General features: G+C 38.3%; 19 protein-coding genes. 9 read left to right on the forward strand and 10 right to left on the reverse strand.

Translation table 11 applies throughout. From position 1 onward, the window contains the following. Window positions 1–46: 46 nt before the first annotated feature. The 9 genes from R3X26_RS00520 to R3X26_RS00560 all read right to left on the reverse strand — a co-directional run bounded on the left by R3X26_RS00520 (window position 47) and on the right by R3X26_RS00560 (window position 11,459). Window positions 47–2,242, reverse strand: a complete 2,196-nt coding sequence (locus R3X26_RS00520) for a polysaccharide biosynthesis tyrosine autokinase (RefSeq protein WP_317715168.1) — start codon at window positions 2,240–2,242, stop codon at window positions 47–49. Between the two features lie 61 nt (window positions 2,243–2,303). Beyond that, window positions 2,304–2,867: a polysaccharide biosynthesis/export family protein gene (locus tag R3X26_RS00525; protein WP_317715169.1), complete on the reverse strand. Its 564-nt coding sequence runs from the start codon at window positions 2,865–2,867 to the stop codon at window positions 2,304–2,306. Window positions 2,868–2,911: 44 nt separating this feature from the next. Continuing rightward, window positions 2,912–4,321, reverse strand: coding sequence for an undecaprenyl-phosphate glucose phosphotransferase (locus R3X26_RS00530; protein WP_317715170.1), 1,410 nt, complete (start codon window positions 4,319–4,321; stop codon window positions 2,912–2,914). A 668-nt stretch (window positions 4,322–4,989) separates the two neighbouring features. Beyond that, window positions 4,990–5,439 (reverse strand): low molecular weight protein-tyrosine-phosphatase, encoded by a 450-nt coding sequence (locus R3X26_RS00535; RefSeq protein WP_317715171.1) that lies wholly within the window; start codon window positions 5,437–5,439, stop codon window positions 4,990–4,992. Window positions 5,440–5,610: 171 nt separating this feature from the next. After that, window positions 5,611–6,765 carry an XrtA/PEP-CTERM system-associated ATPase gene (locus R3X26_RS00540; protein WP_317715172.1) on the reverse strand — a complete coding sequence of 385 codons (1,155 nt, stop codon included), beginning with the start codon at window positions 6,763–6,765 and terminating at the stop codon, window positions 5,611–5,613. Between the two features lie 2 nt (window positions 6,766–6,767). Next, entirely contained in the window at window positions 6,768–8,240 is a 1,473-nt protein-coding gene (locus R3X26_RS00545) for a TIGR03016 family PEP-CTERM system-associated outer membrane protein (protein WP_317715173.1), read from the reverse strand. Next, entirely contained in the window at window positions 8,197–9,141 is a 945-nt protein-coding gene (locus R3X26_RS00550) for an XrtA-associated tyrosine autokinase (protein WP_317715174.1), read from the reverse strand. The genes R3X26_RS00545 and R3X26_RS00550 overlap by 44 nt, the downstream gene beginning before the upstream one ends. Further along, entirely contained in the window at window positions 9,141–10,751 is a 1,611-nt protein-coding gene (locus R3X26_RS00555) for an XrtA system polysaccharide chain length determinant (RefSeq protein WP_317715175.1), read from the reverse strand. The genes R3X26_RS00550 and R3X26_RS00555 overlap by 1 nt, the downstream gene beginning before the upstream one ends. Window positions 10,752–10,778: 27 nt before the next feature. Next, entirely contained in the window at window positions 10,779–11,459 is a 681-nt protein-coding gene (locus tag R3X26_RS00560) for an XrtA/PEP-CTERM system exopolysaccharide export protein (protein WP_317715176.1), read from the reverse strand. A 583-nt stretch (window positions 11,460–12,042) separates the two neighbouring features. Between R3X26_RS00560 and R3X26_RS00565 the strand changes: the two genes are divergently transcribed. The 9 genes from R3X26_RS00565 to R3X26_RS00605 all read left to right on the forward strand — a co-directional run bounded on the left by R3X26_RS00565 (window position 12,043) and on the right by R3X26_RS00605 (window position 23,484). Next, complete coding sequence (locus R3X26_RS00565) at window positions 12,043–13,464, forward strand: TIGR03013 family XrtA/PEP-CTERM system glycosyltransferase (RefSeq protein ID WP_317715177.1); 1,422 nt, start codon at window positions 12,043–12,045, stop codon at window positions 13,462–13,464. Window positions 13,465–13,607: 143 nt separating this feature from the next. Next, window positions 13,608–14,489 (forward strand): XrtA system polysaccharide deacetylase, encoded by an 882-nt coding sequence (locus R3X26_RS00570; RefSeq protein ID WP_317715178.1) that lies wholly within the window; start codon window positions 13,608–13,610, stop codon window positions 14,487–14,489. Then, window positions 14,455–15,498, forward strand: coding sequence for a FemAB family XrtA/PEP-CTERM system-associated protein (locus R3X26_RS00575; protein WP_317715179.1), 1,044 nt, complete (start codon window positions 14,455–14,457; stop codon window positions 15,496–15,498). Before R3X26_RS00570 ends, R3X26_RS00575 begins: the two co-directional genes overlap by 35 nt. Window positions 15,499–15,510: 12 nt before the next feature. Then, a complete protein-coding gene (locus tag R3X26_RS00580) occupies window positions 15,511–16,782 on the forward strand; it encodes a TIGR03087 family PEP-CTERM/XrtA system glycosyltransferase (protein WP_317715180.1) in 1,272 nt (423 codons plus the stop codon). A 7-nt stretch (window positions 16,783–16,789) separates the two neighbouring features. Further along, complete coding sequence (xrtA, locus tag R3X26_RS00585) at window positions 16,790–18,268, forward strand: exosortase A (RefSeq protein WP_317715181.1); 1,479 nt, start codon at window positions 16,790–16,792, stop codon at window positions 18,266–18,268. Window positions 18,269–18,277: 9 nt separating this feature from the next. Next, entirely contained in the window at window positions 18,278–20,158 is a 1,881-nt protein-coding gene (locus R3X26_RS00590) for an XrtA/PEP-CTERM system amidotransferase (RefSeq protein WP_317715182.1), read from the forward strand. Window positions 20,159–20,165: 7 nt separating this feature from the next. Next, a complete protein-coding gene (locus R3X26_RS00595; RefSeq protein ID WP_317715183.1) occupies window positions 20,166–21,353 on the forward strand; it encodes a glycosyltransferase family 4 protein in 1,188 nt (395 codons plus the stop codon). A gap of 18 nt (window positions 21,354–21,371) precedes the next feature. Next, on the forward strand, window positions 21,372–22,319 hold the full coding sequence (locus tag R3X26_RS00600) for a sulfotransferase (RefSeq protein ID WP_317715184.1): 948 nt from the start codon (window positions 21,372–21,374) through the stop codon (window positions 22,317–22,319). Window positions 22,320–22,335: 16 nt separating this feature from the next. Continuing rightward, window positions 22,336–23,484, forward strand: coding sequence for a glycosyltransferase family 4 protein (locus R3X26_RS00605; protein WP_317715185.1), 1,149 nt, complete (start codon window positions 22,336–22,338; stop codon window positions 23,482–23,484). 97 nt (window positions 23,485–23,581) lie between these two features. Here the strand turns inward: R3X26_RS00605 and R3X26_RS00610 are convergent, their stop codons facing one another. Further along, window positions 23,582–24,904, reverse strand: coding sequence for a putative O-glycosylation ligase, exosortase A system-associated (locus tag R3X26_RS00610; protein ID WP_317715186.1), 1,323 nt, complete (start codon window positions 24,902–24,904; stop codon window positions 23,582–23,584). Window positions 24,905–24,938 lie beyond the last annotated feature (34 nt).

The following is a 24,938-nucleotide window of genomic DNA, read 5'->3' on the forward strand; positions in this document are numbered from 1 at the left end:
TTTCTAAAAAAACATAAAGTAGACGAATCCACTTCAATTAAGCGCACTAATTGGTCGCATCGCCATATTGGCTATATTCACCATAACCATAATCAGACAAAGCAGTTTTTGCGTTAACCTGATTGATGACTACTCCGTCAATTTTTATATGATGAGCAAGCAATTTGGATATCGCACTTCGAACGACTTGTTGCTTAGTCGAATTAGCTTTGGCAACCAACAACACAGATTTCGTTAATTGACTAACAATTAAAGAATCGCTCACTGGTAAAGTTGGCGGCGTATCAATGACAATCCGGTCAAATTTACTTTCTAATGTAGTTAATAATTGTGCAAATGCTTTAGAACTCAGCAACTCTTGCGGGTTAGGTGTTAACATACCTGCAGGCAAGATCGTTAACCCAGATTGTTCATCAGAAAGAAGACAATCGTCTAGATGAGAGCCCATTAATAAGTGGTTAGTAAGCCCTTGTTGGTATTTTTTATAGCCAAAACGGGAGGCAATAGAAGGTTTACGCAAGTCACAATCAATGAGTAACACTTTTTCTACTTTAGCAAATGACATCGCCAAGTTGATAGACAAGGTTGTTTTACCTTCCTCTGCTACCGATGAAGTAATTGCGATTTTCTTATTTTCAGAGCCCATCAAGCTAAGCATAAGTGATGTTCGTATCGAACGGATTGATTCGATAAATACACCATACTTCGAATCAAAAAAGACACTGTTATCAAGCGGTTTCTTTCTGAATTTTCTAACTTTAATTTTTGGCAATCCACCTAATGGCATCAAACCAAAGTTATCCTCGAAGTTTTTCATCGATTCGATGGTATTTTTCATTGCATCGACAATAAAGACCATTACTACCGCAAAACCAAGGCTAGCAACGATGGCTAACGCAACAATAATTTTTTTCTTTGGTGCACTTGGAAATTGAGGAATAAGTGCTTGATCAGTAAAACGTGCATTGGCAGATTGAAAGTCACTGGTCGCCGTGGTTTCTTTTTGTCTATTTAAGAATACATTTAATACGTTTCGATTCGTCTCTACTTCCCGCTTCAAAGCCTCATATTGGCTTTTCTTTAGAGTAATCTGTTGAAACTCGCCTTTTCGACTATTAATTTCTGAAGAAATGAGAGCTTCTTGTTTACGGACTGCTTGTAATTCTTTGCCTATCCCGTTGATAAGTTTCTTAATGATACTGCTCGATTGAGCCTGTACAGATTTCAACTTGGCAATGGCTTCTTGCATTTTGTCATGCTTAGGACCGTAACGTTTAGCAAGTTGTTGCACGTCATTAGTTGCTTCAATTTCAGCTTGGCGAATAGAAATTACTTGGGGGTGAGATGAAATGCTAGGTATAGACGAGATAGCAGAAATATCGGTAGCATTAGTTGCGCGAAGAGCCGTATAAGCCGATTCGACTTCAATACGTCGGTCACGCACTTCAGATAAACGTGTGGTTAAATTAGATAATTCTTGGCTAGCAAGCGCGTCAATACCGCTATCATCAATAAGCTTTTCCTCAACTAAAAAGTCTGACAGCGCTTTTTCAGAATTTGCCAGCTCTGACTTTAATGCGGTTAAACGTTCTGTAATCCAACCTGACGCGTATTGAGTGGCAGATAAACGGGCTTCCAGATTAATGTCTATGTAGGCATACCCAACAGCATTAGCAATTTGCGCCGCAAGTTTTGGGTCTTCGGAGGTAAAGCTAATTTTAACTAACTGGGTTTTACGTAAAGGAGATATCGATAATTTACTTTTAAACGTACCTAAAACTGATTGTCTAACTGCCTCTTCACTTGGTGCTTTCACTGCTTCTTTATTGAGCAGTGAAGCAATCAGTGGCAACGCCTTGATGTCATCTAATATTGACTTCTCATTTCGAAGTGTTGCATTAAACTCTGGGATTTCATTAAGTTTCAACGACTTGATGACTTTTTCGGCAATGCTATTAGACTTTAATATTTCAAACTGGGTTAGGTAATATTCTGCTTGAGTGCTATCAATCCCAACAACATCTTCGATAGATACCACTTGTTTTTGCTTTGCTTCAATCAGCAACGTAGCAGTGGCAGTATATTTAGGCGTAAGAGACAATGCCACTAACACAGCCAGACCTGTGACCAGTGTTGTAAACAATAAAATATAAAACCAATTCTTTTTCAATAATTTAAAATAATGCGACAAGTCTACTAGTTCTTCAGTTGACCGTTTTTTTTCTTCTAATATCTGCTGCATGAAAAACCTAAATAAGTAATTAAATTAAAAAGTAACCCACAAGACGTGCCCTTAAATCGGATTACCAAAACGAACTAACCACATAAATCGTGTCGCCTGGATTAACCGTTTCAGTAACCGAAACAGTTTCGCGCTCTTTTAGTAGTGTCTTGATTTGAGCATCACTTAGCCCTTTTACTTCTTCATTTTTTGTTAAATAGATACCTTTAGTCTTGCGGTATTTGGCCATAAAGCCACCCGCCAATGTAATGGCTTTTTCAACAGTTAACTCGGGTTGATACTCATACGCTCCGGGTTTATTAACCACGCCATTAACATAAACATTGCGATATTTGATAATGCTAACATTCACTTTAGGGTCAACTAAATAATCACCTAATAATCCGTCGGTAATCATCTGCTGAACTTGCTTCAATGTCTTACCTCTGGTGCTGAGAATACCTAAATATGGAAAGTCAAAACTCTGGCTACTGTCGATAATGAGCTCTTCAAAGGTCAAATCTTCCTCGCCATAAACTGAAATACGAATCGTATCCCCTGCTGATAACACGTAACCTGTATTAGCATACGCAGCAGAAGTAGTAAGAAAAAAAAGTATGATCAGTTTATAAATCTGTTTGTGCATTTTTCACCCAATATGTAATACAACAAGGTATAACAACAAAATGTTTAATAAGCAGTCTTGCTTACAAAACCTTTAAAAGCTGTAAGGAAAATAATTTTCATATCAAGCCATAAGGACCAGTGACGAATGTAGATCAAGTCATGCTCGATACGTTTTTCCATTTTGTCTAATGTGTCGGTTTCACCACGATAACCATTTATTTGCGCCCAACCAGTAATACCCGGTTTAACGTGATGACGTAACATATACTTGTCAACTAAGCCTCGATATTCTTCGTTATGTGCAACGGCATGAGGTCTCGGACCGACGATCGACATTTGGCCGGTCAGCACATTAAAAAACTGTGGTAATTCATCAAGAGAAGTTCTGCGAATAAAGCGACCAAAAGGGGTAACGCGAGGGTCATTTTGAGTGGCTTGTTTCACCACCGCACCATTTTCCATGGTGCTCATTGAGCGGAATTTCCAAACAGAGATAGAACGGCCGTCTAAACCGTAACGTTGCTGTTTGAATAAAATAGGGCCTTTAGAAGAGAGTTTTACACCGATTGCCACAGCAATCAATACTGGACTAATTAAACAGATAATAAGAGAAGAGATAACTAAATCCTGCAACCGTTTCATGAAACGACTTGAACCATAAAACGGCGTATCATGAACACTGAGCGTTGCAAGAGACCCTACGTTACCCCATTTAGCTTGCATCAAATCGTACACAAAAAAATCAGGTACTATATGAACTTTAGCAGCGCTATCGCTAAAGTGATGCAGTATCTCTTTTATTCGTTTTGATGCTTCAAGTGGTAAAGTAACATATACGTTTTTTATACTGCTCGACTTGGCTAACTGTAACGCGTCATCAATCGTACCCTTGTACATGACGGGCATTTCATCAGGATTGAGCTTGAGACGTTCTAAAGGTCGATCATCATAAATGCCAATCAGCTTTAAGCCTAAATCTGTATGCTCTTGTATTTCTTCTGCAAGTTGTAAGCCAGAGGCTGTCGCACCAATAATGACCGTTTTTTGCTTGTAATCATTGTTTCTGTCGTAAAACTTAACCACTTGTTTATTTAGCCATCGCCAAGCGACTAATGTTATTGGCGTAAAAGAAAACCACGCGCCCATTACAACGCGAGAATAGGTATCAGTAGATTTGAAAATGAATGCAGCGAAAAGAAGAACAGTGGCGCAAAGAAACCAAGAGATAAAAATAAGTATGAGAGTTTCACGCAGAGGACAGGGATGGACTGACCGGTAGACACCCGTCAGTTCTGCAATGATGGTAAATAAAGCGATAGCCGCAAAACCAACAAGCAAGTAGCTGTGGTTAACTTCTCCTATATAAATAATAGTAGAAGCACACAGAATCGATATGATTAAAGCAATATCAAAGATACGGTAGGCGGAAGACGCTTCTTCGCCCTGATTTCGAATCCTTTCGACATATAACATAACTAATCCCTAGCAAAACTTTCGTTTAAGTACGCTACCGCCCTTAGGTTTTTAGCTCCTAATGCGCTAACAACTGACATTTCTCTATCCTAAAAGTAGGAAGCCTGAACCCCTCACAGGGTTCCAATCCTAAATACTCATTCCGATTCTTAGCCGAAAGTTTGTGTTTAATTTCCGTATATAAACTACAAATTCATTGTGTGATGTAACTCTCATAAATTCAACAAATGAGTAACATCATTGTCCATTTGTTTCATATCTGAGACAGAAATATTACGAAAATGACATCAAGATTATTAAACCGCCTAAAATATCAACACAAAAAACATTAGACGCTAATAACACGTAAATTTAACCAATTACTAGAGTTTTTACGCCAACAAATTCACTTTTCATAAGAACTATTTTTTCATTGATGTATTAAAATTACATGACAAAGCGATATAAATTCATCGGTATATTGAATAATCTAATGCTGGGAATAAATGGTGCTAAGTACAAAATGGAGTAAGCGACAACAGCCAACCATCAGGGAGACTGTTGTGCTCAAATAGGCGCCGTATCAGCAAGACCTCAACTAGATTAATTGCTGACAAACTGATTTAAGGATAATGGCTGGTTGTTGTGGCATACAAAATAACGATGGTTAATAGAGTAAGATGTTAACGTTAAAATAACGCTAACTTTTTAGCCCACTCTTCTGCTGCTTTATTAATAGTAGAAAATACGTATCTAAAGACATGTTTACCTTGTCGATATGGATCGTCAATACAGTTTACATTTATCCATTGACCAAAAAGGAAGGTTTTATGCTTAGCCGCAGGGAACCTATCAATGATTTCATCCATCTGATCTTGTTCCATTACCAATATAATATTGTATTTGTCCACTAATTCATCAGTAAGTTGATTAGCTTTATGCTGACTGATATCAACATCATTTTCTTCTGCGGTTTTGATTGCCACGCTATTAGCCGGCTTACCTTGTAAGCGGCTAACTTTAGTCGCTAACCCGGCAGATTCAATAATTGAACCAGGTAATAACTGCTTTAATTTTGATTCTGCATAAGGAGAGCGACATATATTTCCAGTACAAATAACTAACACACTTTTACGCACGAAACTCACCTAAAATAATTTAATAAAAACAGTAAATTAAAGATATAAAGGGTTGGGCCTTTCATATCATTGCTTACGTTACATTGAACCTAAACATAACTTGGACCGAACATAATATCTGGTTTTAATTCGATTTTTAAGGATTGTTTGGACTGACTGGTTAAAAGCCAATCAGTCCGATTGTTGATCTTTGCTGAGTTGCTTAAACCAGTGTCTATTAGCTAATTCACTCTCTGCAAATTTATTTTCGGGTAGTTTGCTTTCCGCTAAACGTTTATCAAATGGGTCATCAGTGGAATTTGACAAAATTTTGCGTTTTTCTCTAATCAGTTTATCAAGATGTTTTATGGTCAACGTTTTGCGATACACCACATCATCCAAAATGCGAGTCACATCAAATAATATCTTGTGCTGCTTAGAGACATCATAACCGCTATCGGTGCTGTGCGATGGCAACGGTTGTGGTCTGCTGGCCGGTTTATTAATCTGCTTTGCCGATGGAGCTTGAAGGCTCCCGGATAGCTCTCCTCCCATTTCTTTGATCATACTTTCTACATGACCAACATTAATCGAGGTAATATTTTCCATAAAAGCAAACAGGAACAGTCTATCCATAAATAGGTTGATTTTACGTGGTATGCCTTGAGTGTAATTGGTTATAGGCTCAAATATCACATCCGGTAATTCAGGTTTATTGGCCCAACCTACTTGTTTCAGCCTATGTAAAATATAATCTCGAGTTTCTTCTTTCGAGAATGCCTTAAGGTGACAAGAAGCAATGATCCTCTGCCTAAATTGCTCCATTTGAGGCAATTCAATAATAGGTTTTAGTTCTTCCTGTCCTAGCAAAAAGCTTTGTATTAAAGGTTTATCATCCACCTGAAAATTGGATAACATTCTTAACTCTTCAATCGTATCTGAAGATAAGTTTTGCGCTTCATCAATAATCAATAATGCGCGCTTATTTTTGAGATGCAAATTCCCCAAAAAGTGTTCAAGTCTTATTAGAATATCGGCTTTGCTCAAACCTTCTACTTGCAGACCGAATTCTGCGGCGACCATCTTAACCAATTCTTCAGGTGACAAACTACTTGTAGCAATTTGAGCAGCAACAATAGAGTCATTCAGCGAGGAGAGTAAACTGCGTCCGATGGTTGTTTTTCCGGTACCAATAGGACCAGTAATAACAATAAAGCCCTCGCCTAATTCTAAACCGTAGCGCAAATAAGAAATCGCCTTACCGTGATGAGGACTAGCGTAAAAAAAGTTAGGATCAGGGCTAAGTTTAAACGGCTTTCCTGACAGCTCAAAATAAGACTCGTACATAATTAAAAGGTTTTCCTTACACTCAAATCAATTTTATTTTCTTTATACCCATCATCTTCAGAAGACGATTTATCTTGGTGCGTAAGTGTAACATCCATAGAAAAATCTCTGGCAAATTGACGTGACAAACCAAGATCCCAAGTTCGATAATAATCTTTCTGTGGGTTAGAGACGTCTTGATCAAACTGGTAGTAATCATAAGTAAAACTTGATGATATGGACATCTTACGAGTCAAATTATGCGATAGCTCAATGCTGCTGCCATATCTCAGCGTATCTGAATTAGTGGATGACTCATTAATTGGTGTGGTTTTACCACCATTAATCTCGACTGAAAACGTACTACGTCGTAAATTTAGCGTGGATGTCCATGCTAACTGGCGTTCAAGAGTCAGTTCTTCTATTGATTCACCATCAATAAAAATATCTCTATCGTAATTTTTTACTTCTTCGGTATAGCTAATTTCATTGGTTAGCCGACGGCTACGGTGACTTAAATTAAATTCATATGCATCACCATAAAAACGATTGGTATATTCAAAATCTAAAGACGTTCTCTGATTCGGGTTTAAATGTACTGCACCTTGCCAGTAATCGTCACTCTCATCGTCTAAAGCAAAATCACGACTAAATTCAACATATGAGTCGTCATGAATATAGTAGCGTAATCCTATACCCCAACTAGAAAATTCTGTCGTTTCATCGCTTGCTTCACTGGTGTATTTCTCATAATACGAACGTACAAACGGACTCAACCCTTTGCCTCGTTGAATACCCAGCTCTTGATCCAACGTCTGCAAGCTCGAACGAGTAGAACTCTCTTTACCAATATTTCTCGTTCCAGAATAGTTCAATTGCCAAAAATAGTCTTTAACTCGCTCGCCTTCGGTAAAATCAACCACCGCATTATAAGCACTGTAGTCGCCTTCACCATCATCGTAGGCGTACATACCAGCCGACAACCGACTATACAGATCCACGATACCAGCCGGATTACTTTGATAAGAAAGACCGGTATCAAATGATTTAGTCTCTACAGTCTCACCCGTATAAATATCATTACTCGCATCATCCAATATAGAACGTGCAACATTGTCTATTGAAGCGACCGCATCCACAGCAAAACCAGTGTTAAACAACCCTTTATCGGCACTAAACGTTAGCTGATTATATAATTCGTTTTCATTAGAATCATGAGAATAAGCCAATTGATTAGCTTGATATGCCAATAATAAGTTGCCGTCATTACCATCAACGGACACATCAATTCCTGCTGTAAGCGTGAGTATTTCACTGCTCTGCTTATTTGAACTAGTGAGATCGACATTATCGGTAAATGTTATTCCGCTTTCCACAAAAGGAGACATTTTCACGTCTGCGGCCGATAAGTTGTAACTCACCAGTGTTGATATTATTCCAACAAGAAAAACGTTATGCCTTCTTGTCTTTCCCACCATATCCGTAGCCGTATCCATAGCCATATCCATAATCCGCTTTCTTCAAAGTTTTATTGATAATGAACCCTATTGACATCTCACTATTCAACAATGACACTGCCTGTTTAACGTCTGACACTTTGGTTTTATTTTGCTCGACAACCACCGCTGCTTGTCCGACTAAACTTGATAAGGTAACCGTTTCTACCACACCCAGAATTGGAGGACTGTCCATTACAATCATCCTATCAGGATAACGAGTGGCTAATTCTTGAGTTAAGGCTGCCATTCTATCACTGGATAAAAGTTCATTACTCAAATCATGGTACTCACCTGCTGGCATAATTCTTAAGCCGGGAATGTTAGTTTGGTAGATAATGTCAGACACATCATCAATATTGCCAAGTAGATAATCTATAAGTCCCGGTTTATCGCCGAATTCAAGCATTTGAGCAATACTAGGACTCAAAACATCTGCATCAACCAACAAGACTGTTTTATCCTTTTCGGAAGCAATACTCATAGCAAGGTTTATCGCAACGAACGTTTTACCTTCATTCATATTGGCACTGGTAACCATGACTAAATTACCATTGGTTAGATATTCAGAGCTGCCACCAAATGCACTACTAATCAACTTACGTTTTATGGTACGAAACTCATCTTTCATCAACCGTTCATTAATATCGTTTCCTTTAGATATCACACCTAATTTAGTTAAATGCGTTCGGTCGATTTGAAGTGTTTCTTTGTCATCATTAAATTCTGTCTGACCAAGTTCAACTCCGCTTGCAGCGCTTTGCTGTTGTACGGTTACATTGGCTTGAGTTGTGCTTATCGCAGAATTTGGCTCATGAGCCGATTCTTTATCAGCAGACACCTCATCATTTTGTGTTGGGGCTTGTTTAAGCTTCCCCATCGCTTTTTCGATTGTGCTCACTAGAAATTCACCTTACGAATCAAAACACTGAACCATTCTTTGAGAAAATCGCTTCCTTGAATTATAACGTTTGCTGCCTGCATTAATCGTTCATGAACGGGTGGAAAAGCACTGACGGCAATAAAGGCAACAAAAACCAACAATAATAAAGCACTGAGTAACGCAAACCATCTAGTTCGTCTTTTTGCTCTCTCGGCAAGACCCGACACTTTACTAGCTGACACAACGCCCAACACTGGATAATCCAACATCTGATGTAACTGATTAGTAGATGAAATCACTGGCGTAATTTGACTTAGTGCGAATGACACTGCGGCACCACTACCCAAACCAAAGATAAGCACTACGGTTAAAAACAGTACTCTTGGTGGACCTGACGGCTCTAAAGGGACTCTTGGTGCATCAATAATACGGAATTTAATTTCGTCAGATGAGTCTCCGACACTCTGTGAAATTTGAGCACTCTCTTTGCGAGATAAAAGCTGCTCATATTTTTCTTTCGTAATATTATAGTTACGTGTAAGAGCCGTTAGTTTTGCTTCTACATCTGGCACTGTATCCAGTCTGTTCTGCAGATCGGCTATTTTATCTACGTAACGTCTTTCACGTACCGTGAGCGATGCAACTTCATTGTCTAGCTGATTGACCGTTAATTTAAGATCTTGATAAACTGGATTATTAACCAGTATTTCTTTGACCGAATAAGAAGCCAGATCTTTACTTCTCAAATCTTCTAATACTTTTAGTTGACGACGAGTTTCAATCACATCTGGATGGTTTTCAGTATATCTAAACACCAAATCATCCAAACGTGTTTGTAACGCATCAATTCGTTCATCGTGCTTGGTACGAACTCGTGACAACTGATCTGTCGCTCTAGATTCTTCTCTGTAAAGCTGACTTCTCACCGACTCCAATCTTGTTTTTGCTTCACTCAACGCAAGCTGAGTATCTTCCAAAGCGGTTTGATTTTGCTCTAACTGAGAATAATATCCAGTGCCACTACCAGGCATAAAGCCACGATATTCACGCTTAAAGTCGGCCAACTTAACTTCTGCATCAATAAGCCTAGTTTCATAATCAGCTATTTGACTACCAATAATTTCATTCGCTTGGTCAGTATCGATTCTCTGTTCACTGAGTGTATTTTCAACAAACACATTCAGAGCAGATTGCACGACGTCTTTCGCGTAATTAGCTTCATTACCGATGTAGCTTATTGTGTATAAATTCTCTCTTCCTGCGGAACGAATTTTTATATTAGATTCTAGATCATCAATAATCGCTTCATATTCTTGACTGGTAGAAGCTCGAATATCGGCATCTATGTCCCGTGCAATTATCTCTAGATTAGAACGACTCAACAGCGTTTTAACCATCAACTGAAGTTCGCGAGTAGGGTCAGTTTGTATGGCTAAACCACGTAATAAAGGTTGAAGAATAGACCTAGTGTCAGCGTATACTCTAGCTTCTGACGTGTACTGAGCCGGAAGCATAGTAACGAGAGTCCAACCTACAGGGCATAACAACCAACCAAATATCAAAATATATCGGCGTTTTAACCATACACCCCGAACCAACTGAAGGACATCATCTAACATTTCCTGCATATTTTTTAACTTCCTATTCTAACTATTCTAAAACCATGCTTCTGGGATAATAATTATATCGCCGGGTAAGATATCTACGTTAGCTTCGATTTCGCCATAGGTCAGTAAATCGTCCATTCTTAGAGCAAATTTCTTATGTTGCCCATCTATTACGCGAATTAAACTTGCGTCATTACCATCTGCATATTCAGTCAGGCCACCTACTTGAATCATAACGTCCAATAACGTCATATCTTCAGTGTAATTAATTGCTTGAGGATCTGATGCTTCACCAATAACTCGAATCTGCTCGCTAAACGGTCCAATAAATTCATTTACTATTACCGAAACTATAGGGTCGCGTATATATTCATTCAAATGAGATTCTAATTCTCGTGCCAACTCGGTTGGTGTTTTACCTGACACTTCTAAGTCATCAACTAATGAGGTAGAAATTTTCCCATCAGGACGCACAGTATATGAACTTGAAATGTCTGGATTACCCCATACAAATACTTCTAGCTCATCACCTGGGCCAATTAAATAGTTATAATCATTAATATTGTCAGTCAAAGAAGCACGAACTGTAGCCGCCGGCAACTCCACTGAAGACTGCGACGAACAAGCCACAATAAACAGTAAACTAAATATTACCCCTGCCCTTGAAAACCAACCTAATAATCTTCTAACCCGCAACATAGTATTCTCCAAAATATGATTTATATTCATCCATGTTTACCATTTTATACCAACAGTTATCCTATACTTTAGTTGAAATAATTGATCTCTCAACACAAACCATCACTAGACGCATAATACTATCGCGATATTACGTATTTTGTATATTATTTTTTACTATACAGGCGATTAGTTTAATTCTTGATCACTCTTATTTAGCTTTTACACTGACACATATAAAAAATTACTTTAGACAAACGTTTAATGAAAGACTTAACTATAAAAATACGATAATATATGACATTGATCTGATGTTAAGCAGATTATATTGGTATTAACTAAAGCTAGATAGGGATATCTTCTAAGTAAAAATAGTGTGAGTGAAAATCAGTATGTAACAGTAAAGCACAAACATTGCTTATTATTCTCATTAAACTATTTTACCAAAATGTAAAGCTAGCGCTGTTGCGAGATATACCACCTCTTATCGCCTATATACCTAGACATAAGAGAGGGTAATATCAAAGACATGTAACTAGATTTCCCTACCTATCCATACTTTAGTACCGTTAATAATTTATATAAAAACTGATACCTACTAATGGTACTCCATACAGTGTAGAGAATTGTGTCTATGGGTGAATCACATTTTCGTGAACTAAAAACCAGTTCCGTTATTATTATATTAACAGATCTAATTGTATTAACTGCAATATTTCTTATTAATGCGACAATATTTTCGAATTATTATAATTCATCGAATATTGACGATTTATTAGCAACTAATGATATTTTCCACACCTTTATCATTCAGTTACTTGTTATAGCGCCAGTGGTACTATTGTCCGTATTTGCAGTGGGGCTATATAACGAAAAACTACGTGAAACATTCAATGGTATTATTGTTAGAATTTTAGTTAGTATTACTTCTGCATACTTAATAACAATAATCATATTTAAAGTTACTGTTATTAAAGACTTACCAGGTTACTTTAATGAAGTTTACTTTTTTAGCATATTTGCTCTCTTCGTTTTAAGCCGATTCATTATTAGCAAAACACAATTTAAACAAATTGGTTCAAGACGCGTTTTAGTTTTAGGTGCAGGTAAACGCGCTACGATAATAGAAAAAAGCATGCGTAGGCAGGCAGACCGTGTTGGAATCAAATTTATTGGTTTTGTTGCTATGCCGGGTGATTGCTCTGAAGATGGCTTGAAACGTGAAACTATCATTGAACTGGATGAATCGCTTGAAATATTCGCAACCAAAAACAATGTTGCGGAAATAGTAATTGCATCTGATGAACGACGAAACGTACTGCCCAACCAAAAATTATTTAAATGCAAACAATTAGGTATCCGAGTTACTGATATTATTGATTTCGTCGAAAAAGAAACCGGCCAGGTTGCAGTAAACCATATTTATCCATCATGGATGATATACAGTAAACGAACAACAACAAACACCGCTCAACTTATATTTGAATGGGCATTTAACTGTGCCTTAGCGCTGTTTATATTCTCCCTAACCTTCCCTTTGATGATAATCACCGTTATCGCAATTAAACTGGAAGAAGGCTTAAAAGCCCCTATTATTTACAGCCAAAAAAGAACCGGATTAAACGGAAAACTATTTGATATTTATAAATTTAGAAGTATGAGGACAGATGCTGAACAAAATGGTGCTCAATGGGCGGTTAAGCAAGATCCTCGAACAACGAAAGTTGGCAACTTTATTCGTAAATATAGAGTTGACGAACTTCCGCAACTTTATAACGTAATTAAAGGTGACATGGGTTTTGTAGGGCCAAGACCTGAACGTCCTCAGTTTTCTGATGATTTTGAAACATCCATCCCCTATTACAATCATCGTCTTAATGTAAAACCAGGGTTAACCGGGTGGGCACAGTTGAAATATCCATATGGAAGCAGCCAAGAAGATGCATTGGAAAAATTGAAATATGACCTTTACTACATTAAGAATCGAGCTTTTTTATTTGATCTACTCATTTTGCTCAGAACAGCAGAAATAATTTTGTTTGGTAAAGGTCGATAACAACATGGCCAGCGATGGCCATAGTTGTGTATAAGTTCATAGATGTGTAATTAATTGATAGTTGGGTTTTCGCTATAGTTACCTTGTAGCTAATGTTAAAACACCACGATGGCCATTAAAGAATATTTAGAAGGTTAACATTCATGAAACATTCAAGCAGTAGTGTCATGACTGTCGATGTAGAAGACTACTTTCAGGTGTCAGCGTTTAGCAACAACGTAAAGCTCTCTGACTGGGGAACAAAGTATCCATTACGAGTAGAAAAAAGCACACATCGAATACTCGATATTTTCTCGCAGCACGATGTGAAAGCCACTTTTTTCGTATTGGGTTGGGTAGCAGAAGCTTGCCCACAACTAGTAAGGCATATTGTTGATCAAGGACATGAATTGGCCAGTCACGGTTATGCTCATCAAAGAGCGAACCAGCAATCGCTCGATGTGTTTAAACAAGACGTTTATCGTAGCAAAGCCTTTTTAGAAGATACGTCTGGTCAACAAATAATCGGTTATCGAGCACCGAGTTTTTCAATAGATCCAAGCAATGAATGGGCATTCCAAGTGCTTAAAGATCTTGGTTTTATCTACAGCAGCAGTACTTATCCAGTAAAACACGATTTATATGGCGCACCTGATTGGCCTCGACATAAGTACCTACGACCGGAAGGAATTATAGAAATACCTATTCCAACAACCCAAAGTTTTGGCAAAAACATACCAATTGGTGGTGGCGGATTCTTCCGTTTATATCCGTACGCGTTAAGTAAATACCTTATCAACAAATTTTTAACCGAAACCAATAAACCATACAGTTTTTATTTTCATCCTTGGGAAATTGATCATGATCAACCCAAGATGACAGACGCGCCCTTTAAATCTCGAGTGCGTCATTATTTGAACCTTCATCGTATGGAAAACCGCTTGAACTCGCTTCTTAGTGATTTCAACTGGGATACGATGAGTAATGTTTACCAACTAAATGGACAATTAGATGATAGCAGATCTGAAGATCAGAAAAATAACTGATCAAGACTTTGCCAACTGGGATAAATACGTAGATAGCCATGTTCAAGGAAGTTTCTTCCATCTAACTGGTTGGATAGAAATTGCTCGGTCAGTCTTTGGCCATAAACATCACTACTTGGTAGCAGAATCTAACCACGGAATCGTCGGTGTTTTACCATTAATTGAACAAAAAAGCCTAATATTTGGCCATGCTTTAGTGTCAACACCGTTTTGTGTTTACGGCGGTGTAGTAGCTGACAATGATGAGATCCGCATCGCGTTAGAACAACAAGCTTACCAACTGGGCTGTTCACTCAAAGTTGATTACGTAGAGCTACGTGATAAACAAGAATATTCAATAGAAGGCCCTTGGTTATCTCATTGCCATCATTCTACCTTTTCTTGCGAGATAGAAGAGACGCCAGAGCAAATTTTAACATCCGTTAAACGTAAACAACGTGCCGTGATACGTCATTCATTAAAAAATGATTTAACATGGAGTAATAGTGATGACCCCAAACTCTGCTATGACATCTATGCTGAAAGTGTGCGTAATTTGGGTACACCTGTCTTTAGTCAAAAACTCTTTACGACACTGAAAAGTGTATTTTCCGACCGTTGCGAAACTCTGATTATCCGAGATGATGTCGGGCAAGCCGTTTCCAGCGTATTGAGCTTCTACTACAAAGACACGGTATTACCATACTATGGAGGCGGAAATCGACAGGCGCGAGATTTGAAAAGTAACGATTATATGTATTATCAGTTGATGTGTATCGCACGAGAAAAAGGCTTTACAAGCTTTGATTTTGGACGCAGCAAAAATGATTCTGGTTCTTACAAATACAAAAAACACTGGGGTATGCAAGAAGATAAACTGCACTATCGTATTGCATTAGTGCAGAGTAAAGAACGGCCAAATTTATCGCCGAATAACCCTAAGTATAAATTGTTTATTAATTTATGGCAGAAGATGCCACTTCAATTAAGCCGAATTGTTGGCCCTATGTTGTCAAAGTATCTAGGGTAATAAGCCGATATTATGAAAGAAAAGCTACTTTATTTATGTCACCGCATACCTTATCCCCCAAATAAAGGGGATAAGATTGCTGCGTACCATATTTTAAGATACTTAAATAAACACTATGACGTATATCTTGGCTGTTTTATTGACGACCCATTCGACAATAAATACCAAGACGACGTTCGAGCGATGTGTAAAGAAGCACATTTTGTTCAAGCGTCTCCTTTGCAATCAAAATTAAAAAGCCTGAGCGCATTTATTACCGGCAAACCACTCACTGTACCGCACTACCATAGCCCAAATATGCATAAATGGGTAAAACGCACTATGGCTGATAATGGGATTGAAAAAATCTTTATGTTTTCGGCATGTGTCGCGCAATTTGCCTTAACGGAATCAAACCGTCACGCCCATAAAGTCATGCATTTTGTCGATATTGATTCAGACAAATGGGGGCAATACGCACAAAAAAGTACCGGATTGGTGCGCTGGGTTTATGCCAGAGAACAAAAGAAACTCGCTGACTACGAAAAGCATGTTGCCAACCAAACCGAAGTAAGTTGCTTCGTTTCTGATAGCGAATGCGCCATGTTTCGTGACATGCTCCCTCCAGAACAACAATATAAAGTGTGTACATTAAGTAATGGAATCGACAGTGAATACTTTTGCCCTAAAACTGAACCTGTCACCAGATCACCGACACACGACAACGATTCATATAAACAAGAAAACAATGCACTGAAACACGAAAGCTATCCCATTGAGCAAGATAACTACGTGGTATTTACTGGCGCAATGGGCTACAGACCCAATGTAGAAGCGGTAGTATGGTTTGTAAATGAAGTTTGGCCACTGGTTAAAGAGCAAGTGCCTGATGGTAAGTTTTACATTGTTGGATCGTCACCATCAAAACAAGTCTTGAGCTTACAACAAGAGCCAGGTGTTATTGTTACCGGACGGGTAGAAGACATAAGACCTTATATAAGCAATGCAAAAGGTGCAGTAGCACCGATGCAAACTGCTCGAGGCATCCAAAATAAAATTCTCGAAGCGATGTCTATGGAACGTTCTATCTTGACGACTGAATTAGGCATGGAAGGAATTGAAGATTACCCACAAAACGGAATAACACTGGCAAGTAAACCGCAACCAACCGCGCAGTGGGTGATTGATAAATTACAGCAAGATATCCAGCCACAACCACATTCTCGACTTTGGCTGCAAGAAAATTACAGCTGGGATGCCAAACTCGCGCCTCTACTTAACTATTTGGACCGTACAAGTGATTAGTATGCTGATGAAAAGGTTGACCTTACCTCTATTGATTTGGGGCTGGGTATATTTCGATTCAATTGTTGGAATGGTCACGGTATGGAATCAATCTAAAACCTACGAACATGGTTTTTTGATAATCCCTATCAGTCTTTGGATAGTTTGGAACGAAAAAGAAAAATTTCAACAGTTCCGTTTATCAACTGCTTGGCTCCCCTGCATAGGTTTAATTTTTCCTGCACTACTTTGGTTAATTGGCAATATCGCTGGAATCGCTTTCTTTGAGCATCTGGCAGCCGTAATCAGCCTGCAACTGATCTTATGGAGCTTATTAGGCAATCAATTAGCCAAAGCCTATTTCTTCCCAATACTATATTTACTGTTCTGCGTGCCATTTGGTGAAGAATTGGTCCCCTACTTACAGTCGTTCACGGCCGATATTTCTGTTATCGCTGTACAATGGACAGGAATTCCGATTTATAGGGAAGGTCTATTTTTAACCATTCCAAATGGTAAATTCGAAGTAGCAGAAGCTTGTTCAGGGATCCGTTTTCTTATTTCCAGCATCGCACTAGGCAGTTTGTTTGCCTACTTGTTTTTCTCAACTTGGTGGAAAAGTGGCTTATTTGTCCTATTTTCCTGCCTATTTCCAATCATTGCCAACGGCATTAGAGCCTACGGTATTATAATCATTGGTCATCTGAGTGATATGACCTTAGCTACCGGTGCCGATCATTTGATATACGGTTGGGTGTTCTTTAGTCTTATCATCTTGCTGATGTTCTTTACCGCATTGCGATTTTCAGACAAACCCTTGGCTTCGTCTAAAGCTAAATTGGCAACAGAAACCTTATCTAGCCAAACATCATCACATGATAGCCAAACTGTAAAAGCGACCAACAAAGCAGAAAGTTCATCTATGGTTTTGGTGGTCAGTGTTTTACTGATGGCGATACTGATTAGTGCCTCTCAATGGAGTAAATGGATAACAACCGGTGAAACATTGGTTGCTGCGGCAAATGTTATACCAGAACAAACATCTGCTATTAATTCATCGGAATGGGGTATCACCTATCCTAAAGCTCAATTGAAAACCCATGTAGTCGCACACAAAACTCAAACAGAATACTTTGTAGCACGCTACGCGTTAAATCAATTAGATGGCGAGTTAGTCAGTTATGAAAATCAGTTATTTAATAAAAATTATTGGTCAATAAATTCATCTAAAGACCTGCTATTAGTCGATAATGAAACAAATATAAAAATTAAATACATTCAGATAATCAATTACTTGGGCGAACCAATGAATGTTGTTTATTGGCACTGTATTAACAATTATTGCTCTAATAGCAGAATCAAACTCAAGCTTTATAAAGCTTACCAACTGATCATAGGCAATGGCGGCTATTCAGATATACACGCTATTGCAAGTAAGAAATTGTCTCAAAACCAACTGCTGGTGTTGGCACAAAATTGGCTAGCCAATGACGCTAAAAAGAAATAGGAATCAACTATGTGCGGTATATCAGGGATTTTTAATATACACAAAGCGCCTCCAATAAACAGTGGCATATTACAAGCTATAAATAGAGTTCAATCGCATCGCGGCCCTGATGATGAAGGCTATTATATTGATGACAATGTTGGACTTGCTCACCGTCGTTTATCTATTATCGACCTTTCCGGTGGCCATCAACCTGTATTTAACGAAGACAATTCCGTTTGTGTTGTTTTTAACGGTGAAATATACAATTTCGAATCATTAGTGGTTGAACTTCGCGAATTAGGACATGTTTTTTCTACTCATTCCGATACCGAAGTTATTGTTCATGCTTGGGAGCAATGGGGTACAGACTGCCTAGAACGATTTAGAGGCATGTTCACCTTTGCCCTTTGGGATATCAATAAAAGGCAACTCTTCATCGCCCGAGATAGATTAGGAAAAAAACCGCTTTACTATACCAAAACCGCTAACGGCCAACTGGTGTTTGGTTCAGAGTTAAAAGTAATACAAGCTCACCCAGACGTTGACTCAACGTTACGAACCGAAATGGCTGAAGAGTTTTTGATGTACGGTTATATCCCTGATCCGTACACCGCTTTCAAAAACGTCTTCAAGCTCAACCCGGGGCACTATTTATTAATGTCTCCAGAAAGTCCTATTGAGCAAAAGCCATATTGGGATCTTGCGGCACCAGAAAGCGATCTATCTTGGCAAGATACCCAAGATTCATTAATCGAGCAGTTACAAGAAGCCGTTCGTTTACGCATGTTAGCCGACGTTCCACTTGGAGCTTTTCTATCCGGCGGTGTGGATTCGAGTGCAATCGTTGCATTAATGTCTAGCCAACAACAAGACCCAGTTAATACTTGCGCAATTGGATTCAATGAAGCTGCGTTTGATGAAACCGAATACGCTAATCAGATAGCAAGTAGATACAAAACCAATCATGTATCGCAAATAGTTTCCGCTGACGAACATAGCCTAATTGACCAGCTAATCGATATTTATGATGAACCGTTTGCCGACAGTTCAGCTTTACCAACTTATCAAGTCTGTAAACTCGCCAGACAATCAGTAAAAGTCGCGCTTTCTGGCGACGGTGGTGATGAAATTTTTGCTGGATATCGTCGTCATCGCTTGCAAATGAATGAAAGTAAATTGCGTGAACGCATTCCCTACTCTATCCGAAAACCATTGTTCGGAACGCTTGGAAGTCTTTACCCAAAAGCAGATTGGGCGCCACGTTACCTTAGAGCAAAAACCACATTCCAATCACTGGCGATGAACACGGTAGAAGCCTATGGCAATACTATGTCTAGATTGCGTCTCGAACAAAGGAATGCCTTATTCAAGCCAGAATATTTACAACAGCTTGACGGGTACACTGGTTTAGAGATCATCAAAAAGCAAGCCACTAATGCGCCAACTGACGACCCTTTGAAGCTGATACAATACCTAGATATTAAAACATGGCTTCCTGGCGATATACTGACCAAAGTGGATCGTGCAAGCATGGCAAACTCATTAGAAGTCCGTGCACCTTTATTGGATCACAACTTTATGCAATGGGCATTCTCTATCCAAAATCAAGACAATATTCGCGGTAACCAAGGTAAGTTTGCCTTTAAAAAAGCGTTAGAACCATACGTTAATAGCGACATTTTATATCGACCTAAAATGGGCTTTAGTATTCCAATATCACAGTGGTTCAGAGGGCCTTTACAAGACAAACTGAGAAGTAACGTATTGTCAGAGAAAATGTTCGATAGCGGCTATTTTGATGCCAAAAACTTAACCAATATGGTTAATGAACATACTAGTGGAAGAAGCGATCATGGCGATGCTTTATGGTGCCTATTGATGTTTTCTCAATTCTTAAATCGGCAATAAATAAACAATGAAATTACTAACAATAACGACTCTTTTTCCGTATGACAACAATCCTAAACATGGGATTTTTGTAGAGACTCGTTTACGTCATTTACAAAAACAGTACCCAAATGTAGAGATTAAGGTTATCGCCCCTATTCCTTACTTTCCTTTTTCAAACAAAATGTTTGGCCATTATGCTGAGTTTAATAAAGCACCGATGGTTGAAGAAAGATATGGTATGCAGGTTTACCATCCGCGCTATCTAGTCATTCCAAAAATAGGTATGACAATAACACCTATTACGTTAGAAAAAGCCATTTATCAGCAAGCGAAAAAACTATTGGCAGATGGTTATGACTTTGATTTAATCGATGGTCACTATTTTTATCCCGATGGTATCGCCATTGCTAATGTAGCAAAAAAACTTAATAAACCTTTTACTGTCACTGCTCGCGGAACAGATATTAACCTTATCCCTGAATTTGATAAACCAAAAAGGCAAATACAACAGGTACTGCAAGACAGTAATCATAATATTGCTGTGTGTGAAGCTCTTAGACAAGAAATGATAAAGTTAGGCGCAGAGCCAACTACAGTCACTACCTTACGTAATGGTGTCGACCTTGAGCTGTTTTCATTTTCAGATGATAAACAACAACACCAGTTAAGAGAACAACTTAATTTGCCCACTGATAACTCTATTATTATTTCAGTAGGACATTTAATTGAACGTAAAGGACACAATCTAGTTATAGAAGCACTTAGCCACTTACCTAAACTGACCTTATTAATTGCGGGTGATGGTCCTGAGCAGAAAAATTTGCAGCAATTAGTACAAAAACTCAATTTAGGCTCAAGAGTGACTTTTTTAGGCAGTATAAGCCAATCACAACTCGCTGAATATTATGGCGCTTGTGATTTAATGGTTTTAGCCTCTAGTCGTGAAGGATGGGCGAACGTATTGCTAGAAGCCATGGCATGTGGCACCCCTGTTGTAGCAACAAACATATGGGGAACGCCAGAAGTGGTTAAAACAGAAAGCGCAGGTGTATTAGTTGAACGCAATCCAGTCGATATCGCATCCGGCATCGAAAAAGTTTTGAATAACAATAACAATCGACGGTTAACTAGACAGTACGCCGAAGTATTTTCTTGGGATGAAACCATTAATAAAAAATATCAATTGATTAAAAGTATATTAAAAAAAGACTAATACTATTAGGGACCTTACATGGCTAAGCTTTGCTTTATTCTTGGTATAATGCCAAGATCTGGAACAAATTATCTAGAAAACATCATTACTTTGCATGATCAGTGTACTGATTGTGCACCAATCTATGAAGATTTTTTGGTAAGTGAATCAGATAAATTAGTCAAATACGCGCAAAGTGTTAATCGACGCTGGAACTCTGATTGGGAAAAGGATAGTAAACACGTTACTACAAGCTCCTTGCTAAAAGCAGTTGGCAACGGCTTACAACAGTTTTTATCTGCATCCTATTTGCAGTCCCAAACACAAACTGTTGTAGAACACACTGTTTTAATTAGTAAAACTCCATCGGTTAAGAACATTAAAAACTTTATAGATTTGTTCCCGGATACTAAATTAATCATTTTAATTCGAGACGGGCGGTCACTTGTTGAATCTGGTTGTCGGTCTTTTAATTGGGATTTTGAAAAAGCCTGCTTTGATTGGAATTATGCAGCAAAAAAAATCAAAAAATTTCAATTAGATAACATCCAAAATAACGATAATATAAAATTAGTGTGCTACGAAAACTTAATAAAGTCACCAGACAAAGAAGTAGCAGACATTTTTCGTTTTTTAAATTTACCTGAAGATAATGTTTCCGTTGACGATATAAAAGGACTACATATATCGGGCTCCTCCGAACAAAAAAAACAGAGTAAAAATATTGATTGGAAACCTGTAAAGAAATCTGATGACTTCAAGCCACTAAATAGGTTCGCACACTGGAGTAAATTTAAAGCTAGACGGTTTGAATGGATCGCAGGCGATAGCATGCTCTCTATGGGATATATTGAATCCTATGAAAAATTTTCGTTATTTGAAAAAATACTCCACATTAGTCTTGATATTAGCTGGCCGATAAGAGTGCTACCTGAAACTCTGAAATACGTGATTCTCGAACGAAAATTAATAATTAAAACTTATTAAAGCCTAGGAAGCCAACATGAAAATTCTGTACCACCATCGCATTGCATCCAAAGACGGGCAATATGTACATGTCGAAGAAATTATTAAAGCCATGCGAGCTCTTGGGCATGAAGTTATCATTGTTGCTCCAGAGGTTGCGGAAAAAGGAGACTTTGGTAGTGACGGTGGCTGGGTATCGAAAATACGTTCTAGCGTGCCAAGGTTTGTCTCTGAGCTACTAGAGTTTGCTTATGCTTTTTATGTATTTTTTAAATTATGCTTGGCCATTATAAAACATCGTCCAGATGCCATTTATGAACGATGCAACCTCTTTTTACCTTCGGGTATATGGGTTAAAAAGCTGTTTGATCTAAAACTTATCCTAGAAGTAAATTCTCCCTTATATGATGAACGAAAAAAATATGGTGGGATCACGTTAGATTGGTTAGCAAAATGGACAGAGGTCTATACATGGCGCAATGCCGATCATGTGTTGCCAGTCACTAAAGTGCTATCTAACTACGTTATTACAGCGGGTGTTCCCTCTTCTCGAATCACAGTGTTACATAATGGCATCGACCGCAGTCGATTCTTTCCAACAACAGACAACAATCGCGATGAGAGATTTCGTGATAAATTAACCATCGGTTTCGTTGGTTTTTGTCGCGAGTGGCACAAACTTGATGAAGTAATGACACTCATCGCCAACGAGAATAATCCAAATTTGATGTTCTTAATCGTCGGTGACGGCCCTGTTGCCGAACAACTTCAGCAACATGCAATTAACCTTGGTATTGAGGATAACTTCCATATCACTGGCCTGGTGGAACGAACTGATATGCCGCATTGGTTAGATCAAATCGATATTGCTATTCAATCTGCGGTTACGCCTTGGTGTTCACCACTAAAATTGATCGAATATTTAGCTAAGGGCAAAGCGATTGTTGCACCAGACACCGATAACATTCAAGAGTTACTCACCCATAATCACAATGCGTTATTGTTTGATAACCACAACCAAAGTGACATGATTGATTCAATCAGAACTATTGTAAATGACGAACAATTACGTAAAAACTTACAGCATAACGCTCATCAAACGATTACCGATCTGCGATTAACATGGTTGCAAAACGCTGAGGTGATTACCGAATTAATGGTTGATACATCCAAATCAGCCACATAAGTCATATCGCCAATCACTAAGCAGTTCAGAAAGCGGCTCGATGTAAGAGCCGCTTTTCTTAGTAAACTACAAATCTTAACTAGTGAGCGACAAAACTTTATGGGCTTTCAGCTGTTTGCTTTGAGTTAGATTCATCTGGCAAAGACAGTTGAACAGATAAACAAAAAATAAGTCCAACTAGCGCATAGAGTATTTCTACGTAAGCCAAAGATAAAGCAGCACCAGCGATACAAAATGCCATTAAGGATAAGCGTAAATTCTTGGTCAAATTAGCTTGCCAACAGGTCATCATATTATTTTTCTTATAAAAGTTTTCTATTATATATAATCTGATAAAAGCTTGAATAATAATGGCAAGAAACAACATCAAACCGACAAAACCATGATCACCCAATACTTGAAAATAGATACTGTGCGCAGCCCAACCCTTTTCACCTGGATCTGGCGTCTCAACAAAATTAAGTTTATCAATATCTAATGCTAACTCACGCCAAACAAAACCAAACTGAGGCGCTTTAAAACCACCGCCGACTAATGGTCTATCCATCGCCATTAAAGTATGTATTTTCCATGAGTTTAGTCGAGTAGCAAAAGAACTATCTTCAAGGGTACTTTCTACACTTTCCATGGTATTCATTCTAACAAACCATCGTTCAGGAAGAATCGATAATGCAATAGCAACGACAATAGAAAAAAGAAGCAAACTTTTCAATTTACTTTGACTCTTTAACCAAAAATAGCCGCCAACAACCGACAATCCAATAAAACCACCACGAGAGAATGTACCTAGAATCGCTAAGGTACATAACAAAAGCATTGCAATCAGCCCAAGTCTAATAACCCGTTGTTTGGTTTCACTGATTAAGTAAATGATCATCGGTAGTGTCATGCAAAGTGCCAGCGCCATATGATTATTATCCGACAATATATGTCCAGCAGGGCCTTTGATATGGTGGCCACCAGCCGATGCAACAAACTTGAGTGCTTCGACAAAACCAAGAAAACCAATAGAAAGAAGTAACATCCAGATATAAAATTCAAACTGATGTTTTTCTCGAATAATTAAACAAGTCAAAACAAACAGTAAAATAACTTTGAAGAAGTTCTCCCACGAGATCCAAACAATCTCAGGCAATGCAATAGTAGTAAAACTGGTAATCGTGGTGTGTATAAAAAAAAGACAAACTGATAAAAACAAAGAATTGATTTGGAACTGTGGTTTATTTTTCATAACCAGATAGCCAACTATAGTACATGCGGCAAACACCGTATTATAACTGATAGATTGAGCTATTCCATATAACCAATACACCGGAACAAATAATCCAGACCAAAACCAAAGAGATAGACTGATAAAGGGCCGCTTCAAGGCCAGTGGTAATAAAATACAAAAAATGCCAAGAAAAAACAGGTCACGCATAACTAATCCTTCTTATTACTGTTGTTATCCGCTT

The organism is Vibrio sp. TH_r3 (assembly GCF_033101115.1).
GTDB lineage: Bacteria > Pseudomonadota > Gammaproteobacteria > Enterobacterales > Vibrionaceae > Vibrio.

What these genes read in the sequence shown, in the direction of transcription:
- R3X26_RS00520 (WP_317715168.1), bottom strand. Translation starts at nt 2,242, where the DNA reads ATGCAGCAGATATTAGAAGAAAAAAAACGGTCAACTGAAGAACTAGTA.
- R3X26_RS00525 (WP_317715169.1), bottom strand. Translation starts at nt 2,867, where the DNA reads ATGCACAAACAGATTTATAAACTGATCATACTTTTTTTTCTTACTACT.
- R3X26_RS00530 (WP_317715170.1), bottom strand. Translation starts at nt 4,321, where the DNA reads ATGTTATATGTCGAAAGGATTCGAAATCAGGGCGAAGAAGCGTCTTCC.
- R3X26_RS00540 (WP_317715172.1), bottom strand. Translation starts at nt 6,765, where the DNA reads ATGTACGAGTCTTATTTTGAGCTGTCAGGAAAGCCGTTTAAACTTAGC.
- R3X26_RS00545 (WP_317715173.1), bottom strand. Translation starts at nt 8,240, where the DNA reads ATGGATACGGCTACGGATATGGTGGGAAAGACAAGAAGGCATAACGTT.
- R3X26_RS00555 (WP_317715175.1), bottom strand. Translation starts at nt 10,751, where the DNA reads ATGCAGGAAATGTTAGATGATGTCCTTCAGTTGGTTCGGGGTGTATGG.
- R3X26_RS00560 (WP_317715176.1), bottom strand. Translation starts at nt 11,459, where the DNA reads ATGAATATAAATCATATTTTGGAGAATACTATGTTGCGGGTTAGAAGA.
- R3X26_RS00565 (WP_317715177.1), top strand. Translation starts at nt 12,043, where the DNA reads ATGGGTGAATCACATTTTCGTGAACTAAAAACCAGTTCCGTTATTATT.
- R3X26_RS00570 (WP_317715178.1), top strand. Translation starts at nt 13,608, where the DNA reads ATGAAACATTCAAGCAGTAGTGTCATGACTGTCGATGTAGAAGACTAC.
- R3X26_RS00575 (WP_317715179.1), top strand. Translation starts at nt 14,455, where the DNA reads ATGATAGCAGATCTGAAGATCAGAAAAATAACTGATCAAGACTTTGCC.
- R3X26_RS00580 (WP_317715180.1), top strand. Translation starts at nt 15,511, where the DNA reads ATGAAAGAAAAGCTACTTTATTTATGTCACCGCATACCTTATCCCCCA.
- xrtA (WP_317715181.1), top strand. Translation starts at nt 16,790, where the DNA reads ATGAAAAGGTTGACCTTACCTCTATTGATTTGGGGCTGGGTATATTTC.
- R3X26_RS00590 (WP_317715182.1), top strand. Translation starts at nt 18,278, where the DNA reads ATGTGCGGTATATCAGGGATTTTTAATATACACAAAGCGCCTCCAATA.
- R3X26_RS00595 (WP_317715183.1), top strand. Translation starts at nt 20,166, where the DNA reads ATGAAATTACTAACAATAACGACTCTTTTTCCGTATGACAACAATCCT.
- R3X26_RS00600 (WP_317715184.1), top strand. Translation starts at nt 21,372, where the DNA reads ATGGCTAAGCTTTGCTTTATTCTTGGTATAATGCCAAGATCTGGAACA.
- R3X26_RS00605 (WP_317715185.1), top strand. Translation starts at nt 22,336, where the DNA reads ATGAAAATTCTGTACCACCATCGCATTGCATCCAAAGACGGGCAATAT.
- R3X26_RS00610 (WP_317715186.1), bottom strand. Translation starts at nt 24,904, where the DNA reads ATGCGTGACCTGTTTTTTCTTGGCATTTTTTGTATTTTATTACCACTG.